Genomic DNA, 11661 nt, shown 5'->3' with positions numbered 1-11661 from the left:
AAGGCCTGCACGGCTGGATCCGTCTCGTTGACCACGTACGTGAAGGCGCCCGAGGCATTGAGCACCAGGCTGCCGTGGGCGCCCGCGCGCGCGGGACCGCGGGGGGCCCCGGGGGCGCCGCGGGGCCCGCGCCAGCGCCGACCGCATGGCCAAATCGCTCGGCGAGCGCGCTGGGGAGACTGTCGGCTATCGCGTCCGCTTCGGCTCGAAGATCTCGCGCGCGACCCGCATCGAGGTGGTGACGGAGGGCATCTTTACCCGCCAGATCCTCGACGATCCCGAGCTGTCGGGCATCGCCGCCGTCCTGTTCGACGAATTCCACGAGCGTTCGCTCGATGCCGACATGGGCCTCGCGCTGGCGCGCGATGCGCAAACCGGCCTGCGCGAGGATTTGCGCATCCTCGTGATGTCGGCAACGCTCGATGGCGCCCGCGTCGCAAAATTGCTCGGCGAAGCGCCCGTCGTCGAAAGCGAGGGCCGCGCCTTTCCGGTCGAGACGCGCTATCTCGGTCGCAAGGCGGACGCGCCGGTGGAGCGGCAGATGGCGGATGCGATCGCCTCGGCGCTGCGGGCCGATGCCGGCTCGGTGCTGGCGTTCCTGCCGGGCGCCGCCGAAATCCGCCGCACCCAGAACCTCCTCGCCGAGCGCGTGCAGGACGCTTCGATCGAAATCGTGCCGCTGTTCGGCGCACTCGACGCCGCCGTGCAGGATCGGGCTATCTCGCCGGCGCCCAAGGGCACGCGCAAGGTGGTGCTGGCGACCTCGATCGCGGAGACCTCGCTCACCATCGAGGGCGTGCGCATCGTGGTCGATTCCGGCCTTGCCCGCGTGCCGCGCTACGAGCCCGACATCGGCCTGACCCGACTCGAGACCGTGCGCGTCTCGCGCGCGGCGGCTGACCAGCGCCGCGGCCGCGCCGGCCGCACCGAGCCCGGTGTCTGCTACCGGCTCTGGGATGAACCTCAGACAGCCTCGCTCGCGGCCTACACCCAGCCCGAGATCCTCAGCGCCGATCTGTCCTCGCTGGTGCTCGATCTCGCGCAATGGGGCGTCGCCGACCCTGCCGCGCTGTCGTTTCTCGACCCGCCGCCGCAGCCGGCCTGGAAGGAAGCAAAAAGCCTGCTCTGCGAGCTCAACGCGCTCGATGCCGATGGCCGCATCACCGCGGAGGGCAAGAGCCTGCGGGCGCTGGCGCTGCCGCCGCGGCTCGCCCGCATGATCGTGGATTCGCATCGTGCCGGCGAGGGCGAGGCCGGCGCCGAGATCGCCGCCATCATCACCGAACGCGGGCTCGGCGGCGACAGCGTCGATCTCGAGCACCGGCGCGACCAGTTCCGCCGCGACCGTTCCCCGCGTGCTGCAAGCGCGCGCGACCTCGCGCGGCGCTGGGCCTCGCAGGTGGCGGCGTCGGAGAAGGCGGCGACCGGCGAAGACGGCCTCTCGACCGGCCTGATGCTCGCCTACGCCTTCCCGGATCGCGTTGCGCGCAACCGCGGCAATGGCAGCTTCGTGCTCGCCAACGGCCGGGGTGCTGCCGTGGATCAAACCTCCTCGCTCGCCCGTGCACCCTATATCGCGATCGGCGAGATGACCGGCACGGCGGCGAGCGGGCGCATTCTGCTCGCCGCGCAAATCTCGCAGGACGAGATCGAACGGCATTTCGCCGAGCACATCGAATCCGCCGAGGAGATATCGTTCGATCGCGGCGCGATGGCGTTGCGGGCGCGGCGCAAGCGCGCGCTGCACGCGATCACGCTCTCCGAGGCGACGCTTGCCGTCTCGCCCTCGGAGGACACTGCGCGCATCTTCGCGGACGGGCTGATCGCCGCCGGCCTCGACCGGCTGCCCTGGTCGAAGGCAGCCAAACAATGGCGCGATCGCGTGATGTTTTTGCGCAAGGCCGAGGGCGACAGCTGGCCTGATCTCTCGGACGACGGATTGATCGCGCGGCGCGACGATTGGCTGGTGCCGGCGCTCTACGACAAGATCGCGCTGAAGGATATGTCCGCCGGCGAACTCTCCGACGCGCTGATGACATTGTTGCCGTGGGAGATGCGCGCGCGGCTCGACCGCGCGGCGCCGACGCATTTCGAGGCGCCGACCGGCAGCGTGCTCGCGATCGACTATGAAGCCGAGCAGGGGCCGACCATCGCGGTGCGGCTCCAGGAATTGTTCGGCCTCAACACTCATCCGTCGATCGCCGCCGGCAAGGTGCCGCTGGTGCTGGAGCTGCTGTCGCCGGCGCAGCGCCCAGTGCAGGTGACACGCGATCTCCCCGGTTTCTGGCGCGGCAGCTACAGCGCCGTGCGCTCCGATTTGCGCGGCCGCTACCCGCGCCATCCCTGGCCGGAAGATCCGGCGAATGCGCTGCCGACCCGGCGGGTCAAGCCGCGCGGCACGTGAGGCGCAAGAAGACCCTCATGGTGAGGAGCGCGGAACGCGCGTCTCGAACCATGTAGGCCCGCCTTTCACCCGCGGCCATCCTTCGAGACGCCCGCTTCGCGGGCTCCTCAGGATGAGGATATGCCGTATCTGCGACACCGGCGCATTAACCGTCCGCTCATCCTTTTCGTCAAAATAGCACAGCTCTGGCCGCAGCGTCGCTCGCGGACAGGCCTGCCGCGTGGTGAAATCGAGCCTTCCGGCTCGGAACTGGTGTGATGCGTAACATAATGATTTTCGCGGCGATCATGATCGGCCTCGGCACCTTCATGGCGCAGATGGCGGACAGGATGAGCTCCGCCTCGGCGACGTCGGTGCCGCGCACGGTAGCAGTCGCGTCCATCGCGCCGGCCGCTGGCCGTAGCCTCAACATCCCTCGCGACGGCCGCGGCCACTTCCAGACCGAAGGCCGGATCGAAGGCCAGCGCATCGGCTTCATGGTCGACACCGGCGCCTCCGTGGTTGCGCTGAACGAGACCTCGGCCGCCCGTTTCGGCCTGCGTCCCTCGCGCAGCGATTACAAAGCCACCGTCTCCACCGCCAACGGCACCATCAAGGCCGCGCGCACCCGCATCGCCATGCTCGATATCGGCGGCCTAATCGTGCGCGACGTCGATGCCATGGTGCTGCCCGACGAGGCACTGTCCGAGAACCTGCTCGGCCTCTCCTTCCTCTCCCGCCTCAAACGTTTTGAGTACGCCAACGGTCAGATGGTGCTGGAGCAGTAAGGGTCTCCCAAAGGCTCCAGCGACCGCATATTTCAAGAAAATCTCTATTCCGACCGCTCTCGCGGCCAGATTTCCCCGTTACCAAACTGCCGCAATTATCATCCATAAGCTGCCATTCCCGCCTTCCGCAGCAGCCCGGCATTCGCTAAGGCTGCATCAAGTCTGGCTCTTTTTCACGAGACCGTCTCCATGTTCCCCAAGCCGAAATCCGTGTTGCTGCCCAACACCTATGCCTTCGAATCCGAGCCGATGGTGAAGGCCACGGGCTTTCGCGAATACGACGCGCGCTGGCTGTTCCAGAAGGAAATCAACCTGATGGGAATCCAGGCGCTCGGCATGGGGCTGGGCGCGCTGATCGCAGAGCTCGGCGTCAGCCAGGAGATCGTCACCGGCCATGATTTCCGCGGCTATTCGGCCTCGATCAAATATGCGCTGATCTCCGGCCTGATGGCAGCAGGCTGCAAGGTGCACGACATCGGGCTCGCGGTGACGCCGATGGCCTATTTCGCCCAGTTCGACCTCGACGTGCCCTGCTGCGCCATGGTCACGGCCTCGCACAACGACAATGGCTGGACCGGCGTGAAGATGGGGGCCAACCGCCCGCTGACCTTCGGCCCGGACGAGATGACGCGACTGAAGGAGATCGTGCTGGGCGCCGAGTTCAAGAACAAGGCCGGCGGCTCCTATCAATTCCACGAGAATTATCCGGCGCGCTACATCGCCGATCTCACCAGCCGTCCGAAGCTCAAGCGCAAGCTCAAGGTCGTCGCGGCCTGCGGCAATGGCACCGCCGGCGCGTTCGCGCCGCAGGTGCTGGAGGCGATCGGCTGCGAGGTGATCCCGCTCGACACCGAGCTCGACCACACCTTCCCGAAATACAATCCGAACCCCGAAGACATGGAGATGCTGCATGCGATCCGCGACGCGGTGCTGCAGCACAAGGCCGATGTGGGCCTCGGCTTCGACGGCGACGGCGATCGCTGCGGCGTGGTCGACAACACCGGCGAGGAGATCTTTGCCGACAAGGTCGGCGTGATGCTGGCGCGCGACATGTCCGCGATCCACAAGGACGCGCAGTTCATCGTCGACGTGAAGTCGACCGGCCTGTTCATCACCGATCCGGTGTTGCAGAAGCAGGGTGCAAAAACCACCTATTGGAAGACCGGCCATTCCTACATGAAGCGCCGCACCCATGAGACGGGTGCGCTCGCCGGCTTCGAGAAGTCCGGCCACTTCTTCTTCAACAAGCCGTATGGACGCGGCTATGACGACGGTCTCGTCTCGGCGCTCGCGATCTGCGACATGCTCGATCGTGCCCCCGGCAAGTCGATGGCCGATCTCAAGAACGCGCTGCCGAAGACCTGGTCGTCGCCGACGATGTCGCCGCATTGCGGCGACGAGGTGAAGTACGGCGTCATCGACAAGGTGGTGAAGCACTTCGAGGGCTTGCAGGCCAAGGGCGCCAAGATCGGCGACCAATCGATCCGCGATCTCGTCACCGTCAACGGCGTCCGCGTCACGGTGGAGGACGGCAGCTGGGGTCTGGTGCGGGCCTCCTCCAACAAGCCCGAGCTCGTCGTCGTGGTCGAGAGCCCGGTCTCCGAGCAGCGCATGCACGACATGTTCGAGATGGTGAACAGCGTGCTGCGCACCCATCCCGAAGTCGGCGAGTACAATCAGAAGATTTGAAGTGCGAGGCTAGCCTCACTTGCTGTCATGCCCCGGCTTGACCGGGGCATCCAGTACGCCGCGGCTCATCCGTACCCCATCGTCGTCTCTGGAATACTGGATCGCCCGGTCAAGCCGGCGATGACAGTTTGCGTGTGGTGAGCCTTAACCCGCCACCACAGCCGGGATCGGCAGCGCGGTGACTGACTTGATCTTCTCCATCGCGAAGCGCGAGGTGACGTTCTTCAGCGGCACGGCGCTGATCAGCTTCTTGTAGAACACGTCATAGGCCTGCATGTCGGCGACGACGACGCGCAGCATGTAGTCGACGTCGCCGGCCATGCGATAGAACTCCATCACCTCGGGCATGGCGCTGACGGCTTCGGCGAACTTCTTGAGCCAGGCGTCGGAATGGTCGGAGCTCTCGACCGACACGAACACCGAGATGCCGAGCCCGATCTTGTTCTGGTCGACCAGCGCCACCCGCTTGGTGATCACGCCGTCGGCTTCCAGGCGCTGGATGCGCTTCCAGCAGGGGGTCGAGGACAGGCCGACGCGGTCGCCGATCTCGGCGACGGAGAGGGAGGCATCATCCTGCAGCACCATCAGAATCTTGCGGTCGATGGCGTCGAGGCGGCGGCTGGTCTCGGGGAGCGGGACGGCGAGATCGGTCATTTGAAGAACTTTGTTCCATATCAAGGGTCGTTTTTCCTGATATAGAGAAAATCCTTCTATAGCAAGTCTATAATCTCGGCATCCGTCCGAGCGTCGTCCCGCGCGGCATGTTCAAAAGCTCTTCAACTTCAACGCGTTGCGGAGCGGCCAGGCCGCCGCCGTGACGGGTGCATTTCAGCGCCGCGGCGGCCGCGGCGAATTGCAGCGCCTGCCGCACGCCGCCGCCTTCGGCAAGGCGAAGCGTGAAGGCGCCATGGAAGACGTCGCCGGCGCCGAGCGTATCGACGGCCTGAACCGGAACCGCCGGCGTCTGCTCCAGTTCGCCGCTCTCGTTCAGCCAGATCGTGCCACGCGGGCCGCGGGTGGCAGCGAGGAAGGCGGGCGTGAGTCCGGCCAGGCGCTGCAACGCCTCGCCGTCGTCAGGGATGCCGGCTGTCTCCTGTACCTGTTCGCTGGCGAACAGCAGGTGCGAGGCGGCCGTGAGCAGTCCGTCCTGCAACGATATCGCGCGGTCGACGCCGACGATGACGACAATGCCGCGCCGGCGTGCCTCAGTGCAGAGATCCGTGCAGAACGATGCGCAGCGGCTCTCGACGAGGACCGCCTGACAATCGGCGAGCAGCTTGTCGGCGTCGGGCAGCTCGACTGTCCACAGCGCCGGATCGCGATAGATCGTGAGCGTTCGCTCGCCCGTCGCGTCAATGATGATGGCAGAGACGGGCGTGGTCGCATCAGGTATGCGCACAATATGGCTTGTGTCGATATTTTCGGATGTCATGCGCTCGAGAATGAAGCCGCTCGACGTTTCCTGCGCATCGCCCATCGGACCTGCGAACGCGACGCGGCCACCAAGCCGCGCGATAGCGATCGCGGCATTGAGCGCATTGCCGCCGCAGATCTCCGCAAGGTGCGTGGCGTTGGCCTTGCTGCCGCGCGCGGGCACTGCCTCGACACGAAAGGTCAGGTCGCGCACGGGAATGCCGATGCAGAGGATGCGCGGCGCGATCACAGAGTGCGCCATCGGCGGTCTCAGCTCTTGTCGTGCACCCAGCGGCCGAGCAAGTGATGGGCGATGGCGAACGGGTGCGGACCGGCGAGCCCGTCGGGATGGGTCCGCGTCAGCATCAGGGCGGCCTCCTCGCGCGTGAACCAGCGCGCATCCTCCAGCTCGGAATGATCGACGACGATGTCCTCGCTCACGGCCCGCGCGCTGCAGCCGATCATGAGCGACGACGGATAGGGCCAGGGCTGGGTCATGTAATACTGCACGTCGGTGCAGCGGATTCCGGATTCTTCGAGGATCTCGCGGCGTACCGCGTCCTCGATGGTTTCGGCGGCCTCGACGAAGCCGGCGAGGCACGAATACATGCCGGGCGGAAACTGCTTCTGGCGGCCGAGCAGGCACCTTTCGCCGGAGGCGACGTGCATGATCACGACGGGATCGGTGCGCGGGAAATGCTCGGCCTTGCAGCTCGGGCACTCCCGCTTCCAGCCGCCTTCCTTCATCGCGCTGCGCGTGCCGCAATTGGCGCAATAACCATGGCGCTGATGCCAGCTCACCATCGACTTCGCCATCGCGATCGCCGACAGCTCCTGCGGCGGCACCGCGCCCTGCATCGCCATGCCGCGCAGCTCGCTCAGCGCGTAGTCCTCGCGCCCGATCAGCTTCTCGGACGCGGCCTGCGAGAGGCCCATGCCGAACATCGCGGCGCCGTCGCGTAAGCCTAAGAAGATCGTGCCGGGATTGGCGCCGCATTTCAGCGCCTCGTCGATTCCGAGCAGTGCGCGCACCTTGTCGCCTTCGCGCTTCACCAGCAGCGAGTCGCGGTAGACCACATAGGCGCGCGACGACGGCGTCTGCTCCATCGCGAACAGCCTTTCGTCGTCGCGGCGCAGATGCGCGGCGCGGTCGAGAATGTTGGTGACGAAGGCCGGCTGCCCCAGCGGAAACGAGTCGAATGCTGACATTTCTTGTTCTTTCAACCCAACCAGATCTTGCGGCGAAGCGCGCTGATGAAAGTCTGCACCTCGGTGGCGTCGTGCGCCAAGGGCTGCATCACGCCCCAGACCGGCCGCGGCCAGGCGGCGTCACTGGTTCGGCGCGCGATGATGTGGACGTGAAGCTGGGGCACGAGGTTGCCCAGTGCCGCGATGTTGAGCTTGTCGCATTGGGTGATCTCCTTCAGCGCGCGCGAGACGCGGGAGATCTCGGTCATCAATTGCGCCTGCTGCACCTCGTCGAGGTCGATGATCTCGACCGTATCCGCGCGCCGCGGCACCAGCAGCAGCCAGGGATAATGCGCGTCCTTGATGACCAATACCTTGGACAGCGGCAAATCGCCGATGTCGATGGTGTCCTCTTTCAGGCGGGAGTGCAGCGACCAGGCGGGTTCGGGCATGAAGATTTCCGGATGGCCCGACGGGAATCGGGCATGGCGGGGCGGAACCCCTGAATATTTGCTCCGACCATACGACAGCGATTCCGATAGGGGAAGGATGGCGCTCCGCAGGGGCCGCATACGCGATCGTCGTCCTGGACAAGAGCAGCGCAGATCCAGGACCCATTACCACAGGATTGGGCTTGGCGAAGATTTGGGGTTTACCGACTTCGTGCCACAAACTTCTCCTTGGGGTAATGGGTCCTGGCTTTCGCCAGGACGACGGTGGGGGCGTGCTTTTACGCCTCCGCCAGCACTCGCGCATTGGCGCGGACCGAGGCTTCGCTGACGCGGATGCCGAGGCCCGGGCCGTCGGGCACCACGACGTGGCCGCCGCGATTGGCGACGCGCTCTTCCAGCACGTCCTCGGTCAGCACATGGTGCGGCATGTAGAATTCGCAGCCGAGCGAGATTCCCGGCGTCGCCGCGATCAGCTGCGTGCCGGCGGCGAGCCCGATGCCGCCCTCCCACAGTGTGCCGCCATAGCCGGGCAGGCCGGCGATGTCGGCGATCGCCATGATCGCCTGCGCCTCGAACAGGCCGCCGGCCTTCATCAGCTTGATCGAGACGGCATCAGCCGCCTCGCGGCGCACCACCTCCATCATGTCGCGGCGGTCGAAACAGCTTTCGTCGGCGAGCACGGGCGTTTCCAGCGCCGCGGTGAGCTGCGCCATCACGTCGAGATATTTGCGCGGCACCGGCTGCTCGATAAAGGTCGGCGCGAACTGCTCGATGTCGCGCAGGATCTTGATGGCGCCGAACGGCGCTAAGGCCTGGTTGTAATCGACGCGAAGGTCGACCTTGTCGCCGAATTCTTTCCGGATCGCCGCGAGATGATCGAGGTCTTCGCGATGCGGCTTCACGCCGGTCTTGACCTTGTAGATGACGTTCCCGTCCGGAACCATCTTCCGCATGCGTTCGAGATCGGCAGTGAAATCCGGATCGGCGATGGAGAACGACAGCGGGATCGTGTCCCGCACGCGGCCGCCGAGCAGGTCAGCGACCGAAAGTCCCGAGGACTTGCCGACGATGTCGAGCAGCGCCATTTCGATCGCGACCTTGGCTTCGGCATGTCCGACCAAGGCACGATCGAGCTCGGCCATCAGCGCGCGGATGCGACGCACCGACTTGCCCATCACGATCGGCCGCAAATAGATGTCGAGCGCGGCGAAGGCCGCTTCCGGCGTTCCCGTGAACACTTCCCACGGTGCCGCCTCGCCCCAGCCTATCACGCCGTCGCTCGACGTCAGTTCGAGCAGCACGCGTTTCACCGTGCCCTTGACGTTGCCGACGCCCTGGAGGCGCGCCATCTTGATCGGGCTCTCGATCAGGAACAGCCTGAGACGTGCGACGGTCGCTTCGGTCATGTCAGGCCTCCATTGACGTGCCAGACCTGGCCGGTGACGTAGGATGCTTTTGGGGAGGCCAGAAAGGCGATGATCTCGGCCACTTCCTCCGGCCGCCCGCGGCGATTCATCGGGATCAGTGCTTCGGTCGCCGCGATCTGCTCGGGTGACAGCCGGCTTTCGCTGGGCTTGTCCTTGATGATCAGGCCCGGCGCGACGGCGTTGACGGTGATGCCCTCCCCGGCGAGCTCGACTGCGGTGAGGCGCACCAGCGCTTCGAGCGCGGAGCGGCTCGCGGCCGTCGCTGCAAAGGGTGCGAACTCCGGCCGGATCGCGTGCGCCACGAACGACGACACTGCCACGATCCGCGCATCTCGTCCCGCACGCAGCAGCGGGAGCGCGGCGTCCACCAACCGCGTGAACGCCAGCGCCGATTCATCCATCGCCTTGCGGAACTGATCCGCCGGCGTACCGATGGCGCTCCCGCGGCGGGCATGGCCGCCGACCAGGATCAATCCGTCGAGCCGGCCGAAGGCGCTTTGCGTAGCGGCGAGGGCGTCGGTGACCGCGGCCTCCTCGGCGAGATCGCCGAGGCATTTTGCGACGATCGCACCTTGCGCTTCGGCTTCCGCGGCCGTGACGTCGAGACCCTCTGCGTTCGAGCGCGTGTGGAGCAGCAGCGCCGTGCCGGGCGTTGCGAGCAGTCTTGCGGTGGCGCGGCCGATGCCGCTGGCGGCGCCGGTGACGAGATAGACGCGGTTGATATCGGACATCACGATGCCGTTGTGGCCGGCGGCAATGCGCCGGTGCGGTGGAAATGGCTAAGGAAGGCGCGGGTCGCAGCTTCTCTTGGATTGTCGATCACCTGCCGCGCCGGGCCTTCCTCGATCACGACGCCGTCGCGCATGAAGATCAGACGGTCGGCGACTTCGCGGGCAAAGGCGATCTCGTGGGTCACGATCACCATGGTCATGCCCTCCGACGCCAGCTGCTGGATCACGGCGAGCACCTCGCCGACAAGCTCGGGATCGAGTGCGGAGGTGGCTTCGTCGAACAGCATCACGTCCGGCTCCATGGCAAGCGCCCGGGCAATCGCGACGCGCTGCTTCTGTCCGCCGGAGAGCGTTGCCGGATATTGGTCGGCCTTCTCTGCAAGGCCCACCTTGACGAGTTGCGCTCGTGCGAGTTTCTCGGCGTCCGCCCTGGCCATGCGCCGCACCGTGACCGGTCCCTCCATCACATTCTGGAGCGTCGTCATGTGCGGGAACAGGTTGAAATGCTGGAACACCATGCCGGTGGTGGCGCGGAATCCTGCCAGCGTCTTCACGTCGGGCAGCTTTGTGCCTTGTCCGAACGAAAAGCTCGTGTCGCCAACGCGGACGCTACCGCCGTCGGGCGTCACCAGGAGGTTGATGCAGCGGAGCAGCGTCGATTTGCCGGAGCCGGACGGGCCGATCAGCGCGACGACGCCGCCCTTGGGGACATCGAGGCTGATGTTCTTCAGGACTTCGTTGCTGCCAAAGCTCTTGCGCAGCGCCCGGATCTCGATCTTGGAAGAGGTGTCGCTCATTCGCCGACCGCCAGTCGCTTCTCGCCGCGCCGGACCATGATGGTCAGGGGAATCAGGATCGCCGCATAGGCAACCGCGACGGCGGTGTAGGTCTCCAGCGGACGGTAGCTGTCATGGGCGGCGACCTGGCTCTGATAGACCAGGTCGGGCACCGCCAGCACCGAGACCAGCGAGGTGTTCTTGAACTGGATGATCGACTGGTTCATCAGCGCCGGGATCATGCGCTTGATCGCCTGCGGCAGCACGATGCGCCGCATGCTCTGGCCTGGGGTCATGCCGAGCGCGGCGCCGGCTTCGGACTGGCCGCGATCGATCGAGATGATGCCGCCGCGGATGATCTCCGAATAGAACGAACCGCCATAGAGCGAGAGCGCCAGCGCCGAGGCCGTGATCGGCGTCATCTCGACGCCGGCCAGGATCGGCAGCGCGTAATAGAACCAGATCAGCTGCACCAGGATCGGCGTGCAGCGGAACGCCTCGATGAAGGTGAGCGCGAGAAGGCGCACCGCGCGAAAGCGCGACAGGGTCCCGAACGCGCCGAACAGGCCGAAGACGAGGCCGAGCACAACGATGACCAACGTGAAGCCAACGGTGACGCCGAGCCCGTTGAGAAAGAGCCAGCGATAGCTCCAGAGGATGCCGAAATCCCACTGATACATATTATCTTGGACCTCAGTCGCGCGCGAATTGAAGACAGTCGAGCCGCATGCTCGGTGCACCTCTCCCGCTTGCGAGGGCTTTGCGTAAATCGCGAATCTGCGATTCTCTAAGAGACATCTGAAGAGGATCTGGG

At 65.8% G+C, this 11661-nt stretch carries 10 protein-coding genes and 1 pseudogene; 3 read left to right on the top strand and 8 right to left on the bottom strand.

What is annotated here, in order from left to right:
- Window positions 1–115: 115 nt before the first annotated feature.
- The 3 genes and pseudogenes from hrpB to AC0L3K_RS39475 all read left to right on the top strand — a co-directional run.
- A pseudogene (gene hrpB, locus AC0L3K_RS39485) lies at window positions 116–2404 on the top strand (ATP-dependent helicase HrpB); the annotation flags it as partial.
- Window positions 2405–2661: 257 nt separating this feature from the next.
- Complete coding sequence (locus tag AC0L3K_RS39480; protein ID WP_354200017.1) at window positions 2662–3171, top strand: TIGR02281 family clan AA aspartic protease; 510 nt, start codon at window positions 2662–2664, stop codon at window positions 3169–3171.
- Window positions 3172–3360: 189 nt separating this feature from the next.
- A complete protein-coding gene (locus tag AC0L3K_RS39475) occupies window positions 3361–4860 on the top strand; it encodes a phosphomannomutase/phosphoglucomutase (RefSeq protein ID WP_219682996.1) in 1500 nt (499 codons plus the stop codon).
- Between the two features lie 144 nt (window positions 4861–5004).
- Here the strand turns inward: AC0L3K_RS39475 and AC0L3K_RS39470 are convergent, their stop codons facing one another.
- The 8 genes from AC0L3K_RS39470 to AC0L3K_RS39435 form a co-directional block, all read right to left on the bottom strand.
- A complete protein-coding gene (locus AC0L3K_RS39470; protein ID WP_354126968.1) occupies window positions 5005–5514 on the bottom strand; it encodes an Lrp/AsnC family transcriptional regulator in 510 nt (169 codons plus the stop codon).
- A 67-nt stretch (window positions 5515–5581) separates the two neighbouring features.
- A complete protein-coding gene (locus tag AC0L3K_RS39465; RefSeq protein ID WP_354200016.1) occupies window positions 5582–6535 on the bottom strand; it encodes a sugar kinase in 954 nt (317 codons plus the stop codon).
- An 8-nt stretch (window positions 6536–6543) separates the two neighbouring features.
- Window positions 6544–7482: an NAD(+) diphosphatase gene (nudC, locus tag AC0L3K_RS39460; protein WP_354200015.1), complete on the bottom strand. Its 939-nt coding sequence runs from the start codon at window positions 7480–7482 to the stop codon at window positions 6544–6546.
- An 11-nt stretch (window positions 7483–7493) separates the two neighbouring features.
- A complete protein-coding gene (locus tag AC0L3K_RS39455) occupies window positions 7494–7913 on the bottom strand; it encodes an HIT domain-containing protein (RefSeq protein WP_219682994.1) in 420 nt (139 codons plus the stop codon).
- A 278-nt stretch (window positions 7914–8191) separates the two neighbouring features.
- Complete coding sequence (locus AC0L3K_RS39450; protein ID WP_354200014.1) at window positions 8192–9319, bottom strand: muconate cycloisomerase family protein; 1128 nt, start codon at window positions 9317–9319, stop codon at window positions 8192–8194.
- Complete coding sequence (locus tag AC0L3K_RS39445) at window positions 9316–10071, bottom strand: SDR family NAD(P)-dependent oxidoreductase (protein ID WP_007597709.1); 756 nt, start codon at window positions 10069–10071, stop codon at window positions 9316–9318. The genes AC0L3K_RS39450 and AC0L3K_RS39445 overlap by 4 nt, the downstream gene beginning before the upstream one ends.
- Entirely contained in the window at window positions 10071–10868 is a 798-nt protein-coding gene (locus AC0L3K_RS39440; protein WP_354126964.1) for an amino acid ABC transporter ATP-binding protein, read from the bottom strand. Before AC0L3K_RS39440 ends, AC0L3K_RS39445 begins: the two co-directional genes overlap by 1 nt.
- Window positions 10865–11527 (bottom strand): amino acid ABC transporter permease, encoded by a 663-nt coding sequence (locus AC0L3K_RS39435; RefSeq protein WP_354126963.1) that lies wholly within the window; start codon window positions 11525–11527, stop codon window positions 10865–10867. The genes AC0L3K_RS39440 and AC0L3K_RS39435 overlap by 4 nt, the downstream gene beginning before the upstream one ends.
- Window positions 11528–11661 lie beyond the last annotated feature (134 nt).

Source organism: Bradyrhizobium sp. MI1.10 (assembly GCF_055811035.1).
This window is presented reverse-complemented; position numbering and strand designations above follow the sequence as displayed.